Annotated in this window: 19 protein-coding genes and 1 pseudogene; 10 read left to right on the top strand and 10 right to left on the bottom strand. The window is 64.3% G+C overall.

The window, feature by feature from the left end; all coding sequences use genetic code 11:
* The 5 genes and pseudogenes from AC1Q5W_RS07195 to AC1Q5W_RS07175 all read right to left on the bottom strand — a co-directional run.
* Positions 1–728: pseudogene (locus tag AC1Q5W_RS07195) on the bottom strand (SPOR domain-containing protein); the annotation flags it as partial.
* A 3-nt stretch (positions 729–731) separates the two neighbouring features.
* Positions 732–1,859, bottom strand: coding sequence for a lytic murein transglycosylase B (mltB, locus tag AC1Q5W_RS07190; protein WP_492643451.1), 1,128 nt, complete (start codon positions 1,857–1,859; stop codon positions 732–734).
* 47 nt (positions 1,860–1,906) lie between these two features.
* Complete coding sequence (locus AC1Q5W_RS07185) at positions 1,907–3,940, bottom strand: transglutaminase TgpA family protein (protein WP_492643450.1); 2,034 nt, start codon at positions 3,938–3,940, stop codon at positions 1,907–1,909.
* 9 nt (positions 3,941–3,949) lie between these two features.
* A complete protein-coding gene (locus tag AC1Q5W_RS07180) occupies positions 3,950–4,903 on the bottom strand; it encodes a DUF58 domain-containing protein (RefSeq protein ID WP_492643449.1) in 954 nt (317 codons plus the stop codon).
* Entirely contained in the window at positions 4,903–5,823 is a 921-nt protein-coding gene (locus AC1Q5W_RS07175; RefSeq protein WP_492643448.1) for an AAA family ATPase, read from the bottom strand. Before AC1Q5W_RS07175 ends, AC1Q5W_RS07180 begins: the two co-directional genes overlap by 1 nt.
* A 40-nt stretch (positions 5,824–5,863) precedes the next feature.
* On the opposite strand from AC1Q5W_RS07175, the gene AC1Q5W_RS07170 reads away from it, so the two are divergent.
* Positions 5,864–6,817 (top strand): histone deacetylase family protein, encoded by a 954-nt coding sequence (locus AC1Q5W_RS07170; protein WP_492643447.1) that lies wholly within the window; start codon positions 5,864–5,866, stop codon positions 6,815–6,817.
* Positions 6,817–8,097: a mechanosensitive ion channel family protein gene (locus AC1Q5W_RS07165; protein WP_492643446.1), complete on the top strand. Its 1,281-nt coding sequence runs from the start codon at positions 6,817–6,819 to the stop codon at positions 8,095–8,097. The genes AC1Q5W_RS07170 and AC1Q5W_RS07165 overlap by 1 nt, the downstream gene beginning before the upstream one ends.
* Before the next feature lie 3 nt (positions 8,098–8,100).
* On the opposite strand, the gene ppk2 is transcribed toward AC1Q5W_RS07165, so the two are convergent.
* Positions 8,101–9,276 carry a polyphosphate kinase 2 gene (gene ppk2 / locus AC1Q5W_RS07160; protein ID WP_492643445.1) on the bottom strand — a complete coding sequence of 392 codons (1,176 nt, stop codon included), beginning with the start codon at positions 9,274–9,276 and terminating at the stop codon, positions 8,101–8,103.
* A 283-nt stretch (positions 9,277–9,559) separates the two neighbouring features.
* Here ppk2 and AC1Q5W_RS07155 point away from each other — a divergent pair, with 283 nt between their 5' ends.
* The 6 genes from AC1Q5W_RS07155 to AC1Q5W_RS07130 all read left to right on the top strand — a co-directional run bounded on the left by AC1Q5W_RS07155 (position 9,560) and on the right by AC1Q5W_RS07130 (position 15,980).
* The gene (locus AC1Q5W_RS07155; RefSeq protein ID WP_492643444.1) at positions 9,560–10,309 is read left to right on the top strand and encodes an electron transfer flavoprotein subunit beta/FixA family protein; all 750 of its coding nucleotides are present in this window, start codon (positions 9,560–9,562) and stop codon (positions 10,307–10,309) included.
* 9 nt (positions 10,310–10,318) lie between these two features.
* On the top strand, positions 10,319–11,251 hold the full coding sequence (locus AC1Q5W_RS07150; protein ID WP_492643443.1) for an electron transfer flavoprotein subunit alpha/FixB family protein: 933 nt from the start codon (positions 10,319–10,321) through the stop codon (positions 11,249–11,251).
* Positions 11,252–11,371: 120 nt separating this feature from the next.
* Entirely contained in the window at positions 11,372–13,162 is a 1,791-nt protein-coding gene (locus AC1Q5W_RS07145) for an acyl-CoA dehydrogenase (RefSeq protein WP_492643442.1), read from the top strand.
* A 101-nt stretch (positions 13,163–13,263) separates the two neighbouring features.
* A complete protein-coding gene (locus AC1Q5W_RS07140) occupies positions 13,264–14,220 on the top strand; it encodes an NAD(P)H-dependent flavin oxidoreductase (protein WP_492643441.1) in 957 nt (318 codons plus the stop codon).
* A gap of 33 nt (positions 14,221–14,253) precedes the next feature.
* Positions 14,254–15,018 carry a metallophosphoesterase gene (locus AC1Q5W_RS07135; RefSeq protein WP_492643440.1) on the top strand — a complete coding sequence of 255 codons (765 nt, stop codon included), beginning with the start codon at positions 14,254–14,256 and terminating at the stop codon, positions 15,016–15,018.
* A gap of 290 nt (positions 15,019–15,308) precedes the next feature.
* Positions 15,309–15,980 (top strand): HNH endonuclease signature motif containing protein, encoded by a 672-nt coding sequence (locus AC1Q5W_RS07130; protein WP_492643439.1) that lies wholly within the window; start codon positions 15,309–15,311, stop codon positions 15,978–15,980.
* Positions 15,981–16,866: 886 nt separating this feature from the next.
* Here AC1Q5W_RS07130 and AC1Q5W_RS07125 read toward each other — a convergent pair.
* Entirely contained in the window at positions 16,867–17,457 is a 591-nt protein-coding gene (locus tag AC1Q5W_RS07125; RefSeq protein ID WP_492643438.1) for a 2-hydroxychromene-2-carboxylate isomerase, read from the bottom strand.
* Positions 17,458–17,545: 88 nt separating this feature from the next.
* Between AC1Q5W_RS07125 and AC1Q5W_RS07120 the strand changes: the two genes are divergently transcribed.
* Together AC1Q5W_RS07120 and AC1Q5W_RS07115 are read left to right on the top strand one after the other, a co-directional pair.
* Entirely contained in the window at positions 17,546–18,142 is a 597-nt protein-coding gene (locus AC1Q5W_RS07120) for a TetR/AcrR family transcriptional regulator (RefSeq protein WP_492643437.1), read from the top strand.
* Between the two features lie 39 nt (positions 18,143–18,181).
* Complete coding sequence (locus AC1Q5W_RS07115; RefSeq protein WP_492643436.1) at positions 18,182–18,922, top strand: SDR family oxidoreductase; 741 nt, start codon at positions 18,182–18,184, stop codon at positions 18,920–18,922.
* A 21-nt stretch (positions 18,923–18,943) separates the two neighbouring features.
* Here AC1Q5W_RS07115 and AC1Q5W_RS07110 read toward each other — a convergent pair whose 3' ends face one another.
* From AC1Q5W_RS07110 to dnaK, 3 genes are all read right to left on the bottom strand, one after another.
* On the bottom strand, positions 18,944–20,308 hold the full coding sequence (locus tag AC1Q5W_RS07110; RefSeq protein WP_492643435.1) for an MBL fold metallo-hydrolase RNA specificity domain-containing protein: 1,365 nt from the start codon (positions 20,306–20,308) through the stop codon (positions 18,944–18,946).
* A 118-nt stretch (positions 20,309–20,426) separates the two neighbouring features.
* Entirely contained in the window at positions 20,427–21,554 is a 1,128-nt protein-coding gene (gene dnaJ / locus AC1Q5W_RS07105) for a molecular chaperone DnaJ (protein ID WP_492643434.1), read from the bottom strand.
* Positions 21,555–21,673: 119 nt separating this feature from the next.
* On the bottom strand, positions 21,674–23,623 hold the full coding sequence (gene dnaK, locus AC1Q5W_RS07100; protein WP_492643433.1) for a molecular chaperone DnaK: 1,950 nt from the start codon (positions 23,621–23,623) through the stop codon (positions 21,674–21,676).
* Between the last annotated feature and the right edge of the window lie 67 nt (positions 23,624–23,690).

Here is a 23,690-nt window from a genome sequence, read left to right as displayed (position 1 = left end):
GCTGCGGACGGGGCCTGCGGTGCGGAAGCCGGGGCGACTGGCGGTGTGGCCAGTGCAGCGGCCGGCTCCGAGGCGGGCGCCTGGCTCAGCGGGGCTTGCGTGGTGCGGCCCACGGCCACGTTGCGCGGCTCGCCCAGGGCGGCCGGGTTATGGGTCAGCGCGTTCAGGCTGGCAAACACGGCGTACACGCCCACTGCAGCACCCAGCAGCATGGCATTGATGAGCGCCAGCCACCCCATACGCCGGCGGGTGCTGGCCTGGGCGGTGAGGGCGGCGCAGGCATCGGCGATGTTGGCGTGGTCGGCCAGGGCCTTGGCCATTCGCTTGCGGCACTGGATGTGAAACGCTGCCGTGCCGAACAGGCCGGGAACGATGAAGGCCAGGGCCCCGAAAACCAGTGCCAGCGCAACCAGCACGCCCTCGGAAAACTGGAACACCAGGCTGCCAATGCCAAACACCATCAGCGCCAGCCCCACCAGCGCACCCACATAGGTCAGCGCGGCGCCGCCCAGGTGGCGGAAGGCCAGCCAGTTCAGGGTGCACAGGCCGGCGGCCCAGTTCCAGCTCGGGCCGGCCCGGTCGGCAGCTTCAAAGCGGTTGAAGCGGGTGAGGTAGTAGTCGGTGTTGATCGGGCCGATGGCCGCACGGTAGAGCGTGGTGGTGACGTCTTCCTCCGGCCGGTCGGCGGCGGCAGACGCTGCGGTGGGAGGGGTGGTGTCGGCGGGCATGGCCTATTTTGGCACGGTACCCGCCGGTGTTTCCAGGGGGGGATTCAGCGCCGCAGCCACTTCCCGGCCCAGCTCAATGACGGCCAGGGCGTAGTAGGCGCTCCAGTTGTAGCGGGTGATGGCGTAGAAGTTCTCGGTGCCTGCGATATACAGCGGCGGGGCGTCGCCGTTTTGCAGTTCGACCAGGGCCAGCGGGCCGGCGTGCTGCAGGGCGGCGGGGTCGAGTTCGACGCCGCCGGCTGCGAGCGCGGCGGGCGTGAAGGTGGGAACGATGTCGGGCGCCAGCAGGGCGGCCTTGTCCACGCCGGTTGCCGGCAGGCGCGCAGCATAGTGGGTGGGCATGCCGCGCTGCCAGTGGAAGGCCTTGAAGTAGTTGGCCACCGAGCCGATGACGTCGGCCGCGCTGTGGAACAGGTCGATGCGGCTGTCGCCATCGAAATCGACCGCGTACTTGCTCCAGCTCGAGGGCATGAACTGGGGCAGGCCCATGGCGCCGGCGTAGCTGCCGCGCAGGGCCAGCGGGTCGGTCCCGGTGCGGTGCGTGAGACTCAGATAGGCCTCCAGCTCCGACTGGAAGAAGGCTGCGCGCTGCGCCGCGCGGGGGTGCGCGGCGGGGAAGTCAAAGGCCAGCGTGCTCAGCGCGTCGATCACCCGGTAGGTGCCGGTCTGCTGGCCGTAGATGGTTTCCACACCGACGATGCCGACGATGATGCTGGCGGGCACACCGGTCTCCTGCTCGGCGCGTTCCAGTGCGGCGCGGTTGTCCTGCCAGAACTTCACGCCGGCTTTGATGCGCACCGGGTCGATGAAGCGGCTGCGGTAGAGCGCCCAGTTCTTGGGAACGCCGGCCGGTGGAGGGGTGATGGCGCGGGCCACGGCGGGCTGGTAGCGGGCATGGCCGATGGCCTGACGCACCCACTCGCGGTCCAGGTCGCGCCGGGCGGCAATGTCGTCGGCGATCTGCAGCACCTCGGGGCGGGTGGCATACAGGGGGCCGACGGCATCAGCCCGGTTGGCAACGTGCCGGATGGCCTTGGCGTGCTTGCCATGGCGGACGGTGGCGTTGGCCGTCGCGTGGGACAGAGCAGCCTTTTTTTTGGACTGTTTTGGGGTTGCAGCCTGCGTATTCATTGCGCAGAGTGCTATTAAAAATGTAGCAATCGGGAGGAGTTTGCGTGTCACGGGCGATGGGGCGGTAGGGAGGGGCGCTGCGGCCAGGAGAGCTGCCGGAATTCTCGCTGCAGTGTACCCAAGTGCGCCGCTCCGGGCCGGGGGGCGTAGCGCCACGCTTCCAGGCGCAGCAGCCAGTCGCACAGCCGGGCTGCCGCCGGATCGCCGGCCGCGGTGTCGGGGCGCACCAGGGCGGCGAGCTGGCGGGGGGAGGCGTTGGCGGGCACGCTCCAACCGGCGCGCTGCAGCCGCCGGGCGGCCTGGTGCAGCAGGCGCAGCCAGGGGTCCTGGTGGTGGCGTTCCCATAGCGTCCAGGCCGCGCCCAGCAGGCTGGCCAGCACCACCAGGGCCAGCAGCACGTAGCTCAGGTCTTCCCAGCTGGGGGACTCGAAGCCCAGGTTGCGCAGCAGGTTGAGCTGCTTGCTCTGCGAATAGTTCAGCACCCACTGGTTCCAGCGGTTGTTGGCGGCGTCCCACAGGGCGCGCAGGTTCAGTGCGAAGCGCGGGCTGACGGTGTTCAGGGCCTGGGCAAAGACGTTGCGGGGCGCCTCCAGGCGCAGCAGGGTGCCGGTGCGCCCGGGTGCCACGGCGGAGGTGGGGTCCACACGCGTCCAGCCTTGGCCGGCGATCCACACCTCGGCCCAGGCGTGGGCATCGCTTTGACGCACGGTCCAGAAGCCGTCGACGCTGTTGCTTTCACCGCCCTGGTAGCCGGTGACGATGCGCGCCGGAATGTCCAACGCGCGCGCCAGCAGCACGAAGCTGGAGGCAATGTGCTCGCAAAAGCCGGCCTTGCGGTCGAACCAGAACTCGTCGGCGGTGTGGGTGCCATACACGCCGGGCTCCAGCGTGTAGGTGTAACCACCGGTGCGCAGGCGTTCCAGGATCGCGGCCACCAGGGCGGTCGCGTCGGCACGGGCGTAGCGCGGGTCGCTGCGCATCTCGGCGGCGAGCTGCCGGGTGCGCGGGTTGAAGCCGGCGGGCAGCTCCAGGTAGTCCTGCAGGCCGGCCACCAGGCGGGTGGGGCCATGGCGGAAGGCCGTGTAGCTTTGGGCGCTGTAGCGCACCAAGTCGGACATGGGGCGCTCGGTCACCCATTGCAGGTCGGCCGTCATGCTGGGCGTGTAGCCGCTGACCGTGGGCGCGGTGGGGGTGGCATCGAGCACCAGCAGCCAGGGCCGGTTGTTGGCTTCCAGCGTGACCTGGTAGCGCACGGGCTCGCCCTGCACCTGCAGGTCGGCAGCGGGCTGCATGCGGGGCGGAAACAGCGAGCGCAGGGGGCGCCACTCGCGCCCGTCAAAGGTGGAGAGCACGGGGCCGCGAAAGTACAACGCACTCTGGCGTGGCGCGGGGCCGTCGAAGCGGATGCGCATGGCCACGCTGCTGTCGAGCGCCAGGTTGGCCATGGTGCCCACCTGCATGCTGGCCGAGAGGCCGCTGCGCCCGCTCATGGCGTCGCTGGGCACGCCCCACAGTGGCGCCACGCGGGGAAACAGCACGAACAGCACCACCATGATGGGGGCACCGGCCAGGGCCATCCAGCCGGCCGTTCGGGCGGCCTGCGCCAGGGGCGGGCGCCCCACGGGCATGTGGCTGTTGACCAGGGCCGTCAGCAGGCCCAGCAGCCCGACTAGCATGGCCGCGGCGGTGAGCAGGCTCTGCGAGAAAAAGAAGTTGCTCAGCAGGGTGAAAAAGCCGAGGAAGAAAATGACGAAGGCGTCCCGGCGGGCCCGCATTTCCAGCGTCTTGAGGGCCAGCAGCACCACGATGAAGGTCACGCCGGCGTCGCGCCCGAGCAGCGTGCGGTAGCTGGCGAAGGTGGCAGCGGTGGCCAGCACCAGCAGGCCGGTGAGCCACCAGCGCGAGGGCAGGCTGTCGCCCCGCACGGCGATGTAGCCGCGCCACAGCAAGACCAGGGCCGCCATGGCGCTGCACCACACGGGCAGGTTGTTGACCTGGGGCGCGATGATCCAGCCGATGACGGTGAGCAGGAACAGGGTGTCGCGCGCGTCGCGGGGCAGGGTCTTGAGGCTTTGCAGCATGGCGGGGCCTCAGTACAGGGCCAGCGCCTGCAGGCAGGCTTTGCGGTGGGTGGGCCCGCTGCCGGGGGCAATCTCGGTGCCGGCCAGGCGCAGGCCGTATTGCAGGCCCAGGCTGTCGGCCTGCAACACCCAGGCGCACAGGCGGGCAAGCTGGGCCTCGGTGGCGGTCGCGCCGCCGGCGATGCCGGTGCGCGCCAGATCCAGCCAGAGCTCAAAGCGCTGCACCTGCTGGGCATCGCGGCTGACCAGCTCGTCGGTCTTGGCGGCTTTTTTCCACACCACCCGCTTCAGCGGGTCGCCCCGGCGGTAGGCGCGCACGCCATCAAACTCGCCCGTGCTTTGCCGGTGCACCGTGGCGCTGGCGCCGGCGCGGGGCTCGCCGGCAGGCAGGGGGGGCGGGTGCTTTTCCGGTGCCGGGTAGACCAGCACCTGCGCGGCCGGGCGCCACACCGTCCAGACCCGGAAGGTGCCCAGCGGAAAGCGGGTTTCCGCGGTGAGGGCGGGCACAGGGTGCAGGCCGCGGTGCGGTGCCAGAAAGGCCACATGCACCCGGCTGCTGCCCTGGGCCGGCACATCGGTCCAGCTCCAGTGGTCGGTGCCCAGCACGGCCAGGCCAATGCCGTGACGCACCGATTTGCGCTGGCTCAGGATATTGATGCCAATGGTGGCGTTAGAACCCGCAAATACTGCGTCAGGCGCTATCAAATGCATAGTGATGCCACGCAGCGTACCGTGGCCCACGTGCATGCCCACCAGCGCGCTGCCGGCCAGCAGGAAGGTCAGCACATAGCCCAGGTTGAGTTGGTAGTTGATGGACGCCACCAGCAGCACCAGCAGGGTGGCGCCCAGCATGAAGCCGGGGGCGGTGGGCAGGATGTAGACGTTGCGCTGCGTCAGCCGGGTGCTGTCGCGCAGCGGAAGGCGCGACTGGAACCAGACCTGAAAGCGTTTTCTCAGGCCCATCAGGGTAGGGGCACGGCCTGCAGCAGGGCGCGCACCTGCTCGTCGGCGCCGCGCCCGGCGTCGCTGACCGGAATCAGCCGGTGGGCAATGGTCTGCGGCAGGATGGCCTGCACGTCGTCGGGGGCCACGTAATCGCGCCCGCTCAGCAAGGCCTGCGCCTTGGCGGCCCGCACCACGGCAATGCCGGCGCGCGGGCTCAGGCCCTGCACAAACCACTGGCCCGACCGGGTGGCGGCAATCAGGTCCTGCACATAGTCCAGCAGCGGCTCGGCGGCGTGGACGGCCAGCACCTGCTGCTGCAACTGCTGCAACTCGGCCTGCGTCAGCAGGCTGGGCAGGCGTTCGACCACATCGCGCCGGTCCTGGCCGGCCAGCAGCGCACGTTCGGCGGCGCGGTCGGGGTAGCCCAGCGAGATGCGCATCAGGAAACGGTCCAGCTGCGATTCGGGCAGGGCGTAGGTGCCCAGCTGGTCCAGCGGGTTCTGGGTGGCGATGACGAAGAAGGGCTGGGGCAGGGGGCGGGTTTCGCCCTCGATGGTGACCTGCTTTTCCTCCATGGCTTCCAGCAGGGCGCTCTGGGTCTTGGGGCTGGCCCGGTTGATCTCGTCGGCCAGCAGCACCTGCGCGAAGATGGGGCCCGGGTGGAACACGAACGCCTCCTTGCCGCGCTCGTAGATGGACACACCGGAGAGGTCGCTGGGCATCAGGTCCGAGGTGAACTGCACGCGCGAGAACTGCAGCCCGAAGGTGCGGGCCAGCGCGTGGGCCAGCGTGGTCTTGCCCACGCCGGGCACGTCGTCAATCAGCAGGTGCCCGCCAGCCAGCAGGCAGGCCACGCAGTCCTGGATCTGTAAGGATTTCCCCACGATCACCGTGTTAAGCTGGGCCAGCAACGATTGAAGTTTGAGTTGTGCATCCATGGCACGACGTTACCCGAAATTTTGATAGGCGAGTGCTTTGGTGAACAAGACCGGATACTTTACCCACCGCGATTGCCGCAAACATGAAATGGGCCCCGGCCACCCGGAATGCCCCGAGCGCCTGGACGCGATCGACGACCGTCTGCTGATCAGCGGCGTGGGCGACGCGCTGGACCATCGGGAGGCGCCGCAGGCACCCATTGCCGACATCGAACTGGCCCACGGCCGCATGCATGTGGCCGCGTTGCGGGGCCTGACCGACAGTCTGCGCGAGGACATTGCAGCCGGCGGACCGCCCCATGCACAGATCGACCCGGACACCTCCATCAACGTCTACACCTGGGACGCGGCCCTGCGCTCGGCCGGTGCTGCCATTGCTGCCACCGACGCCGTGATGGCCGGCGAGCTGGCCAACGCGTTCTGCGCCATTCGCCCGCCCGGCCACCATGCCTGCCATGACAAGGCCATGGGCTTCTGCTTTTTCAACAACGTGGCCATTGCCGCGCGCTACGCGCTGGAGCGCCACGGCTTGAAGCGCGTGGCCATCGTGGACTTTGATGTGCACCACGGCAACGGCACGGAAGACATCGTGGCGGGGGACCAGCGCATCCTGATGGTGAGCTTCTACCAGCACCCGTTCTACCCGATGGACAGTGCCATTTCGCAGGCGAGCAACCTGGTGAACATGCCGGTGCCGGCCTACACCAAGGGCCCGCAGATACGGGAGCTGATCGAAACCCATTGGCTGCCGCGCCTGGAGGCCTACCAGCCGGAGATGATCTTCATCAGCGCCGGGTTTGACGCCCACCGGGAAGACGACATGGGCCAGATGGGCCTGGTCGAGGCGGATTACGCCTGGATCACCCAGCGCATCAAGGACGTGGCGCAGCGCCACGCGCAGGGCCGCATCGTGTCCTGCCTGGAGGGGGGCTACAGCCTGAGCGCCCTGGGCCGCAGTGTGGAAGCCCACATCCGTGTGCTGGCTGATGTGTGATGACCAGCCCGGTCCGGATGCCTGCACCCCAGCCGATTGACGATCTCCAGGGCTGGCTGGCGGCCTTCACACAGCCCTCGGTGCTGGTGGAGCTGCTGGTACTGGCCGTCTGTGTCGCCCTGGCCTGGGGGCTGGTGGCCCTATTGCGCCGGGCGCTGGGGTTGCAGGAGGCGCGCTCCATCTGGTTTGGCAAGCGGGGCATGGACGGGGTCCTGTTCCCGCTGGTGTTGCTGTGCCTGGGCTACGTGGCCCGTGCCGGCCTGGACAAGCTGATGCCGATTGCGGCGTTCAAGGTGGCAATCCCGGTGCTGGTGTCGCTGGTGGTCATCCGTGTGGGAGTCAAGGTGCTGCGCGCCGCCTTTGCCGAGGCGCGCTGGGCGCGCAGCCTGGAGCACACCATCTCGTGGCTGGCGTGGCTGGCCATGGTGCTGTGGGTCAGCGGGCTGCTGCCGGTGATTCTGAACGAACTGGACCAGATCACCTGGAAGGTGGGAGGCGCCACGCTGTCGGTGCGCAACCTGATCGAGGGGCTGCTCACGGCGGGGGCGGTGCTCATCATCACACTGTGGATTTCTTCGGCGCTGGAAGCGCGCCTGCTGCGTTCGGCCACGGGCAGCGAGCTGTCGCTGCGCAAGGCCGTGAGCAACGCCACGCGGGCCCTGCTGATGTTCGTCGGTCTGCTGCTGGCCCTGTCGGCGGTGGGCATCGACCTGACGGCCCTGTCCGTGCTGGGGGGGGCCGTGGGCGTGGGCATCGGCTTTGGCCTGCAGAAGCTGGCGGCCAACTACATCAGCGGCTTTGTGATCCTGGCCGAGCGCAGCATGCGCATCGGAGACACCGTGCGGGTCGACGGCTTCGAGGGCGTCATCACCCAGATCAACGCCCGCTACACCGTGGTGCGCTCCACGGGTGGGCGCGAATCCATCATGCCCAACGAATTGCTGATCACCAGCCGGGTCGAAAACCTGTCCCTGGCCGACCCGCACTTGCACCAGAGCACGGTGGTGTCGGTGGGTTATGACAGCGACGTGGACCTGGTGGTGCAGCTGCTGCAGCAGGCGGCGTTGGAGCAGGCGCGGGTGCTGCGCGATCCCGCGCCAGCGGCGTACCTGTCGGCGTTTGGCGCCGACGGGCTGGAGTTCACGCTCGGGTACTGGGTGCGCGACGTGGAGAAGGGGCAGCTGAACCTGCGCTCTGACATCAACCGCGCCATCCTGGCGGCGCTGCGCGCGCACCAGATTGACATTCCGTACCCGCAGCGGGTGGTGCACACCCGCTGAGCGTTACAGGATGGCGCCGGTCTTCTCGCCGCGCTCGTACACCACATGGGCCCGGCCCACGATCAGGGGATCGAGCTTGCCGATGTGTTCCAGGTCCTTGTTGTAGGGCAGCTTGTGCAGCACGTAGCGCATGGCGTTGAGGCGCGCGCGCTTCTTGCAGTCGCTCTTGATGACGGTCCAGGGCGCATCGGCCGTGTCGGTCTCGAAGAACATGGCTTCCTTGGACTTGGTGTAGTCGTCCCACTTGTCGAGTGAGGCCACGTCAATGGGGCTGAGCTTCCACTGCTTGAGCGGATGGCCTTCGCGTTCCTTGAAGCGGCGGCGCTGTTCCTTGCGGCTGACGCTGAACCAGAACTTGATGACGTGCACACCGCTGCGCACCAGATGCCGCTCGAAGTCCGGGGCCTGGCGCATGAATTCGGTGTACTCCTCGTTGCTGCAAAAGCCCATGACGCGCTCCACGCCGGCCCGGTTGTACCAGGAGCGGTCAAACAGCACGATCTCGCCGCGTGTGGGCAGGTGCTGCACATAGCGCTGGAAGTACCACTGGCCGCGTTCGGTTTCCGACGGTTTTTCCAGGGCCACCACGCGGGCGCCACGTGGATTCAGGTGCTCCATGAAGCGCTTGATGGCGCCGCCCTTGCCGGCGGCATCGCGTCCCTCGAACAGGATCACCACGCGCTGTCCGGTTTCCTTGACCCAAGCCTGCAGCTTGAGCAGCTCGGTCTGCAGGCGGAATTTTTCTTTTTCGTAGACGCTGCGCCGCAGCAGGTTCTTGTAGGGATAGCCACCTTCCCGCCAGTCGCCGGCCAGCTCGTCGTCCGGGTTGGGACGGCCTTGTGCGGCCTCGGAGTGCGGGTCGAGCAGCGCTGTGCGCAATGCCCGGCGGTCGTCGGCCGAAGCGCCTTCGAGCAGGGCCCGCAGGGCCTGGGCGCGGGTTGCCGGCTTGCCGTCGGCCGTCAGCAGGGAGAGTGCGGCCTCAACTTGCTGCTCTTGCGCGGCTTGTGTGGCCTCCGTGGTTACAAATTTCTCCAGGCTGCGTGGGCGGGTAGAGGGGGCCCGGTCACCCCGTGCCACGGTGCGCACGCTGGAGCGGGCAGTGACGGGGGCCGTGGAGGACGCAGGCTTGCGTTGGGTTTTACGTGCCGCTGGGGAAGTTTTTGCAGTGGTAGGTGGCATGGGGCAGGACGTTGTTCGGGTCAACCGGCCCACGGGCGGGCTGGCCATGGGGGCATACTAGTGGCTTGGTTCGCGCGCAAGGTTGACGCGGGTCAAGTATTTTTGCGGTTGCGTTACCGTACCACACAGGTATAATTCAAAAAAGCACGGTCGTTCTATTTTGTGCTTTTTGCGGAGATTGCGACTCAGGCGACACCCTGATGGGGCGTCGCCGCATAGAATCAGACAGTTGACGTGTACGTCAAGTAGAAGAACCAATTTGTAACTATCTGGAGTGGCAGTAATGAAAGTCCTGGTACCGGTTAAACGTGTGGTCGATTACAACGTGAAGGTCCGCGTCAAGTCGGACGGAAGCGGTGTGGATATCGCCAACGTCAAGATGAGCATGAACCCTTTTGACGAAATCGCCGTGGAAGAGGCGGTTCGCCTGAAAGAAAAGGGCGTGGTCACCGAAGTCATCGCCGTGTCCTGCGGCGTGACGCAATGCCAGGAAACCCTGCGCACGGCCATGGCCATCGGCGCTGACCGCGCCATCCTGGTGGAAACCGCCGAAGACCTGCAGCCGCTGGCCGTTGCCAAGCTGCTCAAGGCGCTGGTGGAAAAAGAACAGCCCGGCCTGATCATCCTGGGCAAGCAAGCCATTGACGACGACTGCAACCAGACCGGCCAGATGCTGGCTGCGCTGGCGGACCTGCCCCAGGCCACGTTTGCCAGCAAGGTGGAAGTTGCTGACGGCAAGGCCGTCGTGACCCGCGAAGTCGACGGTGGTTCCGAAACCCTGTCGCTGAGCATGCCCGCCGTGATCACCACCGACCTGCGCCTGAACGAGCCGCGCTACGTGACGCTACCCAACATCATGAAGGCCAAGAAGAAGCCGCTCGACACCGTGACGCCCGAAGCACTCGGCGTGGATGTGTCGTCGCGCATCAAGACCCTCAAAGTGGTGGAGCCACCCAAGCGCAGCGCCGGCATCAAGGTGCCCGACGTCGCCACGCTGGTTGCCAAGCTCAAGAATGAAGCCAAAGTCATCTAAGGAAAACCCATGACCGCTCTCGTAATTGCCGAACACGACAACGCATCCATCAAGGGTGCCACCCTCAATACCGTGACCGCTGCCGCCAAGTGCGGTGGTGACGTGCACGTACTGGTAGCCGGCAGCAATGCCGCCGCTGCCGCTGCCGCCGCCGCGCAAATCGCCGGCGTGAGCAAGGTGCTGCATGCCGACAACGAAGCCTTCGCGCACGGCCTGGCCGAAAACGTGGCGGCCCAGGTGCTGGCCGTTGCTGGCAACTACAGCCACATCCTGTTTGCCGCTACGGCATCGGGCAAGAACGTGGCGCCCCGCGTGGCGGCCAAGCTGGACGTGGGCCAGATCTCCGACATCACCAAGGTGGACAGCGCCGATACCTTCGAGCGCCCCATCTATGCCGGCAACGCCATTGCCACGGTGCAAAGCGCCGACGCCGTCAAGGTGGTGACCGTGCGGACCACGGGCTTTGACCCGGCGGCTGCGACCGGCGGCTCGGCTGCCGTGGAAACCCTGGCAGCTGCCGTGGGCAGCGCCAAGTCCGCCTACGTGGGCTCTGAAATTGCCAAGAACGACCGCCCCGAACTCACCGCTGCCAAGATCATCGTGTCCGGTGGCCGCGCGCTGGGTTCCAGCGAGAAGTTCATGGAAGTCATGACCCCCCTGGCCGACAAGCTGGGTGCTGCCATGGGTGCCTCCCGCGCAGCGGTGGACGCTGGCTATGCCCCCAACGACTGGCAAGTGGGCCAGACCGGCAAGATCGTGGCGCCCCAGTTGTACGTGGCCTGCGGTATCAGCGGCGCCATCCAGCACCTGGCCGGCATGAAGGACTCCAAGGTGATCGTCGCCATCAACAAGGACCCCGAAGCGCCAATCTTCAGCGTGGCGGATTACGGCCTGGAAGCCGATCTGTTCACCGCCGTTCCCGAGCTGGTTGCGGCGCTCTGAGCCCTGCCATGAAAAGGGCATCGCGTGCGATGCCCTTTTTTTTCGCGTGTCGGGCGCAGGCCTGCGCCCGCTGCGTGAACAAGCCGTCTGTTATTTAAAGTTTCCTTCTGGAGAGTTCCCATGAGTTACGTCGCCCCCGTCAAAGACATGCTGTTCAACATCGAACACCTGGCCCAGATCGACCAGATCGCCCAAATTCCGGGGTTTGAAGATGCCGGCCTGGATACCGCGCAGGCGGTGCTGGAAGAGGCGGCCAAATTCAACGAAGGCGTTCTCTCCCCCTTGAACTGGGAAGGCGACAAGAACCCCTCCAGCTGGAAAGACGGCACAGTAACCGCCACCCCTGGCTTCAAGGAAGCCTTCAAGCAGTTTGTGGACGGTGGTTGGCAAGGTTTGCAGCACCCGGTGGATTTCGGCGGCCAGGGCCTGCCCAAGACCATTGGCGCAGCCTGCGGCGAAATGCAGAACTCGGCCAACATGAGCTTTGCGCTGTGCCCGCTGCTCTCCGACGGCGCCATCGAAGCCCTGCTGACGGCCGGCTCCGACGAGCTCAAGGCCACCTACCTGGGCAATCTGGTGAGCGGCAAGTGGACTGGCACCATGAACCTGACCGAACCCCAGGCCGGCTCCGACCTGGCCATGGTGCGTTCGCGCGCTGAACCCCAGCCCGACGGCACCTACAAGGTGTTCGGCACCAAGATCTTCATCACCTGGGGTGAGCACGACATGGCCGAGAACATCGTCCACCTGGTGCTGGCCCGCGTGCAGGGCGCGCCCGAAGGCGTGAAGGGCATCAGCCTGTTTGTGGTGCCCAAGTTCATGGTCAACAAGGACGGCTCCCTGGGGGCACGCAACGACGTGCACTGCGTCTCCATCGAGCACAAGATGGGCATCAAGGCCAGCCCCACCGCCGTGCTGCAGTATGGCGACCATGGCGGCGCCATCGGCTACCTGGTGGGCCAGGAAAACCGTGGCCTGGAATACATGTTCATCATGATGAATGCCGCCCGCTACGGCGTGGGCGTGCAGGGTATTGCCATTGCCGAGCGCGCCTACCAGAAGGCCGCCACCTTCGCCCGCGAGCGCGTGCAGAGCCGCCCGGTGGACGGCTCCATGAGCACCAGCGCCCCCATCATTCACCACCCCGATGTGCGCCGCATGCTCATGACCATGCGCGCCTATACCGAAGGCTGCCGTGCCATGGCCAGCGTGGCGGCTTCCGCCTACGACGCGGCCCACCACCATCCGGACGCCGAGGTGCGCAAGCCCAACCAGGCGTTCTACGAATTCATGGTGCCGCTGATCAAGGGCTACAGCACCGAGATGAGTCTGGAAGTGACCTCGCTGGCCGTGCAGGTGCACGGCGGCATGGGCTTCATCGAAGAGACCGGCGTGGCCCAGTACTACCGCGACGCCAAGATCCTGACCATTTACGAAGGCACTACCGCCATCCAGGCCAATGACCTGGTGGGCCGCAAGACCGCGCGTGACGGCGGCCAGACGGCCAAGGGCATTGCGACGCAGATCGAAACTACCGAAGCCGAACTTCTCAAGAGCGGCACGGCCGACGCAGTGGCCATGGCCAAGCGCCTGAAAGCCGCCCGCGAAGCCTTCCTGGACGTGGTGAACTTTGTGGCCGGCAACACCAAGGCCAGCCCCAATGCGGTGTTTGCGGGCAGCGTGCCCTACCTCATGCTCGCCGGCAACCTGATGGCGGGCTGGCAGCTGGGCCGCTCCCTGCTGGTAGCGCAGGAGCAGCTGGCGGCCGGCACCGATGCCGCCTTCATGCAGGCCAAGATCACCACGGCGCGGTTCTATGCCGACCACCTGCTGAGCAAGGCCCCCGGCCTGCGCGACAGCATTGTGGACGGTGCCGACAGCGTGACCGCACTGCCGCTGGACGCTTTCTGATTCCGGCGCAGCGTTTTATCTGCTATTGAAACTGTAGCTACCTGCGCAATAGATGCGGGGGCTACAGGCATATTTCATCCATTTCTTGACGAGGAGACACCATGTCCAAGCTTCCCGCGCCCCTTGACCGCCTGCCGTTTCCGGTGATCGGTTCACCCCTGTTCATCATCAGCAACCCCAAGCTGGTGATTGCGCAGTGCATTGCCGGTGTGGTGGGCTCCATGCCCGCGCTCAACGCACGTCCGGCCGAGCAGCTGGAGGAGTGGCTAATCGAGATCACCGAAGGCCTGGCCGCCTGGAACAAGGCCCACCCGGACCAGCCGGCTGCGCCCTTTGCCATCAACCAGATCGTGCACAAGAGCAACGACCGCCTGGAACACGACATGGCCCTGTGCGTGAAGTACAAGGTGCCGATCATCATCACGTCCCTGGGCGCACGCGAAGAAATCAACGCCGCCGCCCACAGCTACGGCGGTGTGGTGCTGCACGATGTCATCAACAACAAGCACGCCCGCAAGGCCATCGAGAAGGGCGCCGACGGCCTGATCGCCGTGGCTGCGGGTGCCGGCGGCCATGCGGGCACCAAGAGCCCGTTTGCACTGGTGCAGGAGATCCGCCAGTGGTTCGACGGCCCTCTGGCCCTGTCGGGCTCCATCTCCACCGGCGACGCCGTGCTGGCGGCCCAGGCCCTGGGTGCCGACTTTGCCTACATCGGCTCAGCCTTCATCGCCACCGAGGAGGCCCGCGCCGCCGAGGCCTACAAGCAGGCCATCGTGCAGGGCAGTTCGGACGACATTGTCTACAGCAACCTGTTCACCGGCGTGCACGGCAACTACCTGGCGCCCAGCATCCGCGCTGCCGGCCTGGACCCGGAGAACCTGCCCGAGAGCGACCCCAGCAAGATGAACTTTGGCGGCAGTTCGGCCAAGGCCTGGAAGGAAATCTGGGGCTGCGGCCAGGGCATCGGCGTCATCAACAAGGTGCAAGGCGCGGCCGAGTTTGTGGCGCAGCTCAAGCGCGAATACGCAGCAGCGCGGGCGCGGCTGCAGCTGGGTTAATTCTGGAGCGGGTGCCAATGAACGGGGCAATCCATGAAGCTTCATGTTCTTTCTGACCTCCACTTGAACGTTGCGGCATTGGAGGTGCCGCAAACGGATGCGGACGTTGTCATTCTCGCGGGCGACATTGCCCGCCCCAAAGAAGCCATTGCGTGGGCCAGCGCGTTCGATAAACCCATTCTTTACGTGCCAGGCAATCACGAGTTTTACGGCGGCAGTATTGCTTCAACGGTTCAAGAACTGAAACAGTTGTGTGGCTCCAGTGGTATTCGGGTACTCGACAACCATGCCGTTGTGATCGATGGTGTACGTTTTCTTGGAACAACGCTCTGGACCGATTTCCGCTTGTTTGGAGATGGGGCGCAGCGCGAAGTGGCCATCAGCGAAGCCCAGGGTTTTATGCGTGATTTCAGCAGAATTCGCATGGACGAAACGTCAGATGCAATGTTCACGCCGGTTGCGTCCGCAGAGCAGTTTGCCCAACACGCGAACTGGCTGGAGAAAGAGTTGGCCGCGCCATTCGCTGGCAAAACGGTCGTCATCACGCACCATGCGCCTTCACCGAAAAGCATTCATCCGAGGTTTGCGAATTCACCCTTGAACGCCTGCTTTGTCTCCGATGCCGAACGGCTGATCGACGGGGCGCGTGTTGACTTGTGGATACACGGTCACACGCACGACAGTTTTGACTACGAGTTAAACGGCACCCGCGTAGTCTGCAACCCACGCGGATATGCCAAGAACGGTGTAAACGAAAACCCGCAATTTGATCCGCACCTCGTCATCGAAATCGTGTGAGAGTCGGTCGTTGAATTTCTAGTAGCGGCTGCTACTGGCAGATAGCGGGTGCTCGTCAAATAATCGACAGTACCCGCTTCGGGCCAGGAGCGGACATTGGCATGGAAGGCTCAAAGTAGGCAACTGAGTGACGAATTTGTCTTATTTGTTATGACCGTCGACTGGACGCGAGAAAGGGCTGATATAAATCAGGCACATATAACAAATCACGGGAGGAAACTTGATGAGCTACGGCCTTGTTATGGAGACAGGTTTGAGTCGATATCAAGTTAGGTCTCACAATAGGCACCATGGCTATTTCCGATAACACTGCGAAGCTGCTCTGGGGCCGTGCCGCCGGTATTTGCTCGAACCCGGGTTGCCGCGAAGACCTCACAGTGCTTGTTGAGGGGAACCGCAGCTTCAATGTCGGAGAGATGGCTCACGTGATAGCAAGGAGCCCCGAAGGTCCTCGCGGCGAGAGCGTCGGCGGAAGTGACGAGTACGAAAACCTTGTACTTTTGTGTCCTACGTGCCATCGCACTATTGATAAAGCCCCTGATGGGATTTATCCACCCGAGCTTCTTCACCGTTGGAAGACTGATCACGAACTTGTGATCCGTCGGTCCGGCGCAAATCAGATTTTCAGTTCATCTGGAGAATTAAAGTCGTTCGTTGCGCGTTCCCTCGCGGAGAACAATGCTCTTTGGCGCAGTATCGGACCGAGCTCTGCAGCAGCAATTTCTGATCCTGGCTCCAATTTGCACGACGCCTGGACCTTGCGTAAGCTAGACACAATGGTCCCGAACAACACGAAAATCATCAACGCAGTCGAGGCTAATATCTGCCTTCTAAGTCTCGAGGAAACCTTGGCGTTCTTTGACTTTAAGAGCCATGCCACCGCTTGGGAGCGCCACCAGTATGAGCGACTGGATACTTACCCTCGATTCCCCACGCGCTTCGAGGAGCTGATGCAGCCATGACAACGAACGGCAGCAACAACTGGAACGTGAGCTTTGCTCAGATATCATGGCTCCACCGATTGCTCTCCACTCACGGTAACGTTGGGTCCGTGGCTAGACGCGACGACATCGTACTCGAGGTCGCCCGCAAACTGCCTGCGGATCATCTAACGGTTGTCTGTCTCAACGAATACACCATGGGGCTGACAGCCGTTCACCGCGTAATACACGAATTTGGGAAGCCGGGGATCATTTATGTTGGAGGTGGCTGGTGCGGCTATACGCGCCAAGCGAAGGAGTTCTGTCTCGCCGAGCACATCGGTCTCTATGTCACGAACGAAATGTCTGGAGGGCTGTGGGCAAATGAGCACTGGACATATTGCAAGCGAGATAAGAGCGGTGATCCGCTCTATCACTTCAGTCGATAGGCAACTTGACGCCGTTTTCGGCTTCGGTTCATTCTTCCGAGGAGAGCCCTTTCGCGATATCGATGTGCTCGCAGTCACATCTCACGCCAACGCCGAACTCCTGCGAACGTACTACCTACTCATAGCCGCTCTCGAACCGATTGCAGTCCACGCTGGCTGCCCGGTTCACCTTGCTATGTTTACCCCGGATGAGTTTGGTACGAGGCCATTGCGCGACATGCACGAACTTCAGCTTCTTTGGGCAGCCAGTCAACTCCCACTTTGATTGTCGGCTCGCCTGACCAGTGAGAGTCTGCATAGGGCAGATTGTGTGAGTACGCTTCGTCAAGCCGAAAACCCTCTTTTGCAGCTTTGCTGGCCTACCGATTTCAATCGACGTTGGACCGCATTGAGCCCATGCGATCAATGGGGCAGGTCATGTGCACCTCGAGGCGTGCGTCACCGTGGTGTCGCTTGGTATTGCATGGATTGCAGGCGATTCACGCCAGCGCCTCTTTCACAAAATCCAGCCGATCTTGGCCAAAAAACATGGTGTCGCCCACAAAGACCGTGGGCGCTCCAAACACGCCGCGTCGCACCGCCTCCTCGGTGCTGGCTTTCAGGGCGGCTTTCACTTCTGGGTCGCTGGCCAGCGCCTGGATCTCGGCAGGGTCGAAGGCGGCCAGGGCCAGGGTCTGGGCCACGGCCATCGGGTCGTTCAGATTCACGCCGTTTACCCACAGCGCGTTGAACAACGCCGTGAGCAGGGCGTCCAGCCGGTTTGGCTGACGCAGCTGCACGCCGATGGCGGCGCGCATGAGCTGGAGGGTGTTGATGGGAAAGTAGGGGTTGATCTGGAACGGCACACCGTAGCGTTTGGCAAAGCGGCCCAGGTCTGCATTCATGTAGAGGCCTTTGGCCGGCACGGTGGCGGGCGATGCATTGCCCGTGGCCTGGAACACGCCGCCCAGCAGCATGGGCCGGTAGACCAGCGTGGCCCCGGCCTGGGCGCACAGCGCGGGTAGCTGGGTCCAGGCCAGGTAGCTGGCGGGGCTGCCCACATCAAAGAAGAATTCTGCGGTTTTTGACATTATTAACTCCATGGTTAAACGATCGTTTGTTAAACGTACGTTATGCTATGAACCATTGCATGTCAACCGGAAATACCCAGGGGCCCCTATGCGCTACACCAAGACTCACAAGGAAGAGACCCGCCAGAAGCTGCTGGAGCGCAGCCGCGCCATTGCCAAGAAGGGCGGCTTCAAAGCCACGGGGGTGGATGCCCTGATGGCCTCCATTGGCCTGACCGGGGGCGCCTTCTACAGCCACTTCCCGTCCAAGCAGGCGCTGTTCGAGGCTCTGATTGCACAGGAAATGGACAACAGCAGCGCCATGTTGGCGGGTGACCACGATTCGCCCGACAACCATGTCGCCAAGTGCGTGCGCGACTACCTGAGCAGCTTCCACGCCATGAACCCCGAGGTGGGTTGCGTGCTGCCCACGCTGGGTGCGGAAATTGCCCAGGCCGGCCCCGAAGTGCGCAGCACGGTGGAGGCCGCGCTCAAGCGCACGCAGAAGAGCTGGAGTCAGCGCACCGGTGACCCCGACGCCGGCTGGGCCCTGATCGCCCAGTGCGTGGGTGCTCTGGTGCTGGCGCGCGCGGTGGAGAGCGAGCGCACCCGCAAGGAGATTCTGGCGGCCAGCCGCCGCTTTCTTGACAAGGCCATGCCCACCAGCAACGCCACCCAGAACGTCCGCAGCAAGGCTGCCGTGTAGGCCATCTTCCGACTGTCCCCTTCACCCCAGGAGCCATCCATGACCACACCCACACCCCAACCCAAAGTCGCGCTGATCATCGGCGCGGGCGACTCCACCGGCGGCGCCATTGCCAGGCGCTTTGCCCGCGAGGGCTTCATTGCCTGCGTCACGCGCCGTACCGCGGACAAGCTGCAGCCCCTGGTGGACAGCATCCGCGCCGAAGGCGGCCAGGCCTTTGGTTATGCCAGCGATGCGCGCAAGGAAGAGGACGTGGCAGCGCTGTTCACGCAGATCGAGGCCGAGCACGGCCCCATTGAGGTGATGGTGTTCAACATCGGCGCCAACGTGCCCTGCAGCATCCTGGAGGAGACGGCGCGTAAGTACTTCAAGATTTGGGAGATGGCCTGCTTCAGCGGTTTTCTTAACGCGCAGCAGGCCGCCCGGCGCATGGTCACGCGCGGGCGCGGCACCATCCTGTTCACCGGCGCCACGGCCGGCCTGCGCGGTTCGGCCCACTTTGCCGCCTTTGCCGGTGCCAAGCACGCCTTGCGTGCCTTGGCGCAGAGCATGGCGCGCGAACTCGGCCCGCAGAACATCCACGTGGCCCACGTAGTGGTGGACGGTGCCATCGACACCGATTTCATCCGCACCACCTTCCCCGAGCGCTACGCCCTGAAGGACCAGGACGGCATTCTCAACCCCGAGCACATTGCGGAGAACTACTGGCACCTGCACAGCCAGCCGCGTGACGCCTGGACCTTTGAGCTGGACCTGCGGCCGTACATGGAGCGCTGGTAAGCGGCCCCGGCGGCCGGGTGTTCAGCACGGCCAGGTGGCGCCGTGCTCCGGCACCAGCGCGCGCCAGCCCAGTTCGTGCTGGATGCGTCCGCGCAGCGCGTCCGAGGCCTCCATGTCACCGTGGATGACGTAGACTTGGTCAGGCGCCCGTTTCATGGTGCGCAGCCATTGCATCAGCTGTTCGCCATCGGCGTGGGCCGAGGCAGATTCCAGTTGCACGATTTCGGCATTGACTTCCACGTCGCGACCATGGATGCGCACAGACTTGGCGCCGCTGGCCAGCGTGGCGCCCCGCGTCCCGGGGGCCTGGAAACCGGTGAGGATGACCATGTTGCGGTGGTTGCCCGCATGGTGCTCCAGATGGTGCAACACCCGCCCGCCAGTGGCCATGCCGCTGGCCGACAGGATGACCATGGGGCCATGGCGCGAGGCCAATGCCTTGGACTCGTCGGTGCTGTTGATCATGGTGGCGCAGTGCACCAATGCCTGCACCTCATGGGCGTTGAGCCGGTGCTCGCCCATGTGTTGCTCCAGCAGGTGTGTGGTGTGGATGGCCATGGGGCTGTCCAGGAAAATCGGCAGGGAACGGGGAATTTTTCCCTGCGCCTTGAGCTGCGCAATGGCATGCAGCAGTGCCTGCGCCCGGCCAACGGCAAACACGGGCACCACCGCCACGCCACCGCGCTTGGCCAGACGCTGCAGCGCCGGCGCCAGCTCGGCCTGCAGATTCTCGGCCGGATGGCGCCGGTTCCCGTAGGTGGACTCGACCAGCAGGGTGTCGGCCATGGGCGCCGGGTCCGGGGGGTACATGAGGGAGTCGTCGGGCCGTCCGAGATCGCCGGAGAACAGGATGCGCCGGCCCGCCACTTCCAGCAGAACGCTGGAGGCTCCCAGAATGTGGCCTGCGGAACTTAGTGTCACACGCCAGTCCGGAATGGGTTGGAAGGCGGTCCGGACGGGAACGGCCTTGATCAGCGGCAGGCAGTCCAGTGCGTCCTGTCGGGTGTACAGGGGCAGGGCAGGGACGTGCTGTGAAAAACCATGGCGGTTGGCAAAGGCGGCGTCCTCCTCCTGGAGGTGGCCGCTGTCGGGCAGCAGGATCTTGCACAGTGCCTGGGTGCCGGGGGACGCGTAGGCGTGGCCCGTGAAGCCCTCCTTGACCAGCAGGGGCAGGTAGCCGCTGTGGTCCAGGTGGGCATGGGTGAGGATCACGGCGTCCACCTGGTCGGGGGCGATGGGCAGCGGGTTCCAGTTGCGCAGGCGCAGTTGCTTGTAACCTTGGAACAGTCCGCAGTCCACCAGCAGACTGCGGTCCGCATGGCGAACCAGGTATTTGGAGCCGGTGACGGTGTCGGCTCCACCCAAAAAGGTGATGTTGACGCTCATGTGACGTTGCTTTGCTCACAGCGGCCATTGTCCGGGTGGACAAAAAAAATACCGCTGGGTCCTTTATAGACCGCAGCGGCATGGTTCTGCCAGGGTTTGGTGGAAAAATTGCCGGATATCAGCTGAAAAAACTCTTCAGCCGGTCGGTCCAGCTGTCGCCCGAGGGGGAGTGCTTGCTGCCACCCTTGCGCAGGGATTCGTCAAGTTCGCGCAGCAGTTTGCGCTGGTGCTCGGTCAGCTTGACTGGTGTTTCAACGGAGATGTGGCAGTACAGGTCGCCCGGGTAGCTGGCACGCACCCCCTTGATGCCCTTGCCGCGCAGCCGGAACTGCTTGCCGGTCTGGGTACCTTCCGGGATGTCAATCGCTGCCTTGCCGTCCAGGGTTGGCACATCGATTTCGCCGCCCAGGGCCGCCGTGACCATGCTGATGGGCACCGAGCAATGCAGGTCATCGCCGTCCCGCTCAAAGATGTCGTGCTTCTTGAGGCGGATCTCGATGTACAGGTCGCCGGCCGGGCCGCCATTGGTTCCGGGCTCGCCATTGCCGGTGCTGCGGATGCGCATGCCACCATCGATGCCGGCGGGAATCTTGACTTCCAGCGTCTTCTGTTTCTTGACCTTGCCCTGACCATGGCAGGCCATGCAGGGCTCGGGAATGACCTTGCCGGCGCCGCGGCAGGTGGGACAGGTTTGCTGCACGCTGAAGAATCCCTGGCGCATCTGCACGGAACCGGAGCCGCTGCAGGTGCCACAGGTCTTGACCTGGGTGCCGGGCTTGGCGCCGCTGCCTTTGCAGGTTTCGCAGGCGTCCCAGCTCGGAATGCGGATCTGCGCATCCTTGCCGCGGGCCGCTTCTTCCAGGGTGACTTCCATGGCATAGCTCAGGTCGTTGCCGCGGAACACCTGGCGGCCACCGCCTGCGCGGCCGCGTTGCTGGCCGAACATGTCGCCAAAAATATCGCCAAAGGCCTCGGCAAAGCCGCCGTAGCCTTCTGCGCCCCCCCGCATGTTGGGGTCCACGCCGGCGTGCCCATGCTGGTCGTAGGCCGCGCGCTTCTGCGGGTCCGACAGCATTTCGTAGGCTTCCTTGGCTTCCTTGAATTTTTCCTCGGCCGCTTTGCCGGCTTCACCCTGGTTGCGGTCCGGGTGGTGCTTCATCGCGAGTTTGCGATACGACTTCTTGATGTCTTCGTCAGAGGCGTTCTTGGGAACACCCAGCACTTCGTAAAAATCTCTTTTAGCCATTGTTGCCAGACGCTAGGGGTCTTCGATTGAGGGTGCAAATGTGATGCAAAACGCCGCGCCGACGTTCCGTGCGGAACACTTCGGTCGCGGCGGGTCAATGCAGCGCGCGGTGGGCGCGCTTAACCTTTTTTGACTTCCTTGACTTCTGCGTCCACCACGTTGTCGTCCTGTGCCTGGGAAGCCGACGCACCGGCGTGGGCCTGCTCGGCACCCGATGCATCTCCGGCCTGAGCAGCCTGCTGGGCCTGCTGGTCGGCGTACATCTTCTCGCCCAGCTTCTGGCTCACGGTCATCAGCGCGGTGTTCTTTTCGTCAATCGCGGCCTTGTCGTCGCCCTTGATGGCGTCTTCCAGGTCCTTGATGGCGGCCTCGATCTTTTCCTTCTCGCCGGCATCGAGCTTGTCGCCGTACTCGGCCAGGCTCTTCTTCACGCTGTGCACGCTGGAGTCGGCCTGGTTCTTGGACTGCACGAGCTCGAGTTTCTTCTTGTCGTCTGCAGCGTTGAGTTCGGCGTCTTTCACCATTTGCTGGATCTCCGCTTCGGACAAACCGGAGTTGGCCTTGATGGTGATCTTGTTTTCCTTGCCGGTGCCCTTGTCCTTCGCGCCCACGTGCAGGATGCCGTTGGCGTCGATGTCAAACGACACTTCAATCTGCGGCGTGCCACGCGGTGCGGGCGGAATGCCTTCCAGGTTGAATTCGCCCAGCATCTTGTTGCCGGCGGCAATTTCACGCTCGCCCTGGAAGACCTTGATGGTCACGGCCGGCTGGTTGTCGTCCGCGGTCGAGAAGGTCTGTGCGAACTTGGTCGGAATTGTGGTGTTCTTGCTGATCATCTTGGTCATCACGCCACCCATGGTCTCGATACCGAGCGACAGGGGCGTCACGTCCAGCAGCAGCACGTCCTTGCGGTCACCGGCCAGCACCTGACCCTGAATGGCGGCGCCCACGGCCACGGCTTCATCGGGGTTCACGTCCTTGCGGGGTTCCTTGCCGAACAGTTCCTTGACCTTTTCCTGCACCTTGGGCATGCGGGTCATGCCGCCGACCAGGATCACGTCGTGGATGTCCGAGGCGGAAACGCCAGCGTCCTTCAGGGCCGTGCGGATCGGGGCAATGGTGCGCTCGATCAGTTCTTCGACCAGGCTTTCCAGCTTGGCGCGGGTCAGCTTGATGTTCAGGTGCTTGGGACCGGAGGCATCGGCGGTCACGTAGGGCAGGTTGATGTCGGTCTGCGCGCTGCTGGAGAGTTCGATCTTGGCCTTTTCCGCGGCTTCCTTCAGGCGTTGCAGGGCCAGCACATCCTTGCTCAGGTCCACGCCCTGTTCTTTCTTGAACTCGGCAATGATGAAGTCGATGACGCGCTGGTCGAAGTCTTCGCCGCCCAGGAAGGTGTCACCGTTGGTGGACAGCACTTCGAACTGCTTCTCGCCATCGACGTCGGCGATTTCGATGATGGACACGTCGAACGTGCCGCCACCCAGGTCATAGACGGCAATCTTGCGGTCGCCCTTTTCGTTCTTGTCCAGGCCAAAGGCCAGGGCCGCGGCGGTGGGTTCGTTGATGATGCGCTTGACGTCCAGACCGGCAATGCGGCCGGCGTCCTTGGTGGCCTGGCGCTGGGCATCGTTGAAGTAGGCGGGCACCGTGATCACGGCCTCGGTCACTTCTTCGCCGAGGTAGTCTTCGGCGGTCTTCTTCATCTTGCGCAGCACGTCAGCGCTGACCTGCTGGGGGGCGAGCTTGTTGCCGCGCACTTCTACCCACGCGTCGCCATTGTCGGCGGCAGCAATGGTGTAGGGCATCAGGTCGATGTCCTTCTGCACTTCCTTTTCGGTGAACTTGCGTCCGATCAGGCGCTTGACGGCGTACAGCGTGTTTTTCGGGTTGGTCACGGCCTGGCGCTTGGCCGACGCGCCGACCAGCACCTCGCCATCTTCCTGGTAGGCAATGATGGACGGCGTGGTGCGGGCACCTTCCGCGTTTTCAATGACCTTGGGCGTGTTGCCCTCCATGATGGCCACGCACGAATTGGTGGTTCCGAGGTCAATGCCGATGATTCTTCCCATGATTTACTCCTGCTATTTTTGAAAATTCAGATGGGGGTCACTTGAAGCCTGTTTTGCCGATTTCAAG

This window comes from Rhodoferax sp. MLSD5-FHT05B10, from assembly GCF_058793415.1.
The sequence above is the reverse complement of the archived record's forward strand: the minus strand, read 5'-3'. Positions and strand labels throughout refer to the sequence as shown.

Coding starts and splice junctions, on each gene's coding strand:
- mltB (WP_492643451.1), bottom strand. CDS start 1,859: ATGAATACGCAGGCTGCAACCCCAAAACAGTCCAAAAAAAAGGCTGCT.
- AC1Q5W_RS07185 (WP_492643450.1), bottom strand. CDS start 3,940: ATGCTGCAAAGCCTCAAGACCCTGCCCCGCGACGCGCGCGACACCCTG.
- AC1Q5W_RS07180 (WP_492643449.1), bottom strand. CDS start 4,903: ATGGGCCTGAGAAAACGCTTTCAGGTCTGGTTCCAGTCGCGCCTTCCG.
- AC1Q5W_RS07175 (WP_492643448.1), bottom strand. CDS start 5,823: ATGGATGCACAACTCAAACTTCAATCGTTGCTGGCCCAGCTTAACACG.
- AC1Q5W_RS07165 (WP_492643446.1), top strand. CDS start 6,817: ATGACCAGCCCGGTCCGGATGCCTGCACCCCAGCCGATTGACGATCTC.
- ppk2 (WP_492643445.1), bottom strand. CDS start 9,276: ATGCCACCTACCACTGCAAAAACTTCCCCAGCGGCACGTAAAACCCAA.
- AC1Q5W_RS07155 (WP_492643444.1), top strand. CDS start 9,560: ATGAAAGTCCTGGTACCGGTTAAACGTGTGGTCGATTACAACGTGAAG.
- AC1Q5W_RS07150 (WP_492643443.1), top strand. CDS start 10,319: ATGACCGCTCTCGTAATTGCCGAACACGACAACGCATCCATCAAGGGT.
- AC1Q5W_RS07145 (WP_492643442.1), top strand. CDS start 11,372: ATGAGTTACGTCGCCCCCGTCAAAGACATGCTGTTCAACATCGAACAC.
- AC1Q5W_RS07140 (WP_492643441.1), top strand. CDS start 13,264: ATGTCCAAGCTTCCCGCGCCCCTTGACCGCCTGCCGTTTCCGGTGATC.
- AC1Q5W_RS07135 (WP_492643440.1), top strand. CDS start 14,254: ATGAAGCTTCATGTTCTTTCTGACCTCCACTTGAACGTTGCGGCATTG.
- AC1Q5W_RS07130 (WP_492643439.1), top strand. CDS start 15,309: ATGGCTATTTCCGATAACACTGCGAAGCTGCTCTGGGGCCGTGCCGCC.
- AC1Q5W_RS07125 (WP_492643438.1), bottom strand. CDS start 17,457: ATGTCAAAAACCGCAGAATTCTTCTTTGATGTGGGCAGCCCCGCCAGC.
- AC1Q5W_RS07120 (WP_492643437.1), top strand. CDS start 17,546: ATGCGCTACACCAAGACTCACAAGGAAGAGACCCGCCAGAAGCTGCTG.
- AC1Q5W_RS07115 (WP_492643436.1), top strand. CDS start 18,182: ATGACCACACCCACACCCCAACCCAAAGTCGCGCTGATCATCGGCGCG.
- AC1Q5W_RS07110 (WP_492643435.1), bottom strand. CDS start 20,308: ATGAGCGTCAACATCACCTTTTTGGGTGGAGCCGACACCGTCACCGGC.
- dnaJ (WP_492643434.1), bottom strand. CDS start 21,554: ATGGCTAAAAGAGATTTTTACGAAGTGCTGGGTGTTCCCAAGAACGCC.
- dnaK (WP_492643433.1), bottom strand. CDS start 23,623: ATGGGAAGAATCATCGGCATTGACCTCGGAACCACCAATTCGTGCGTG.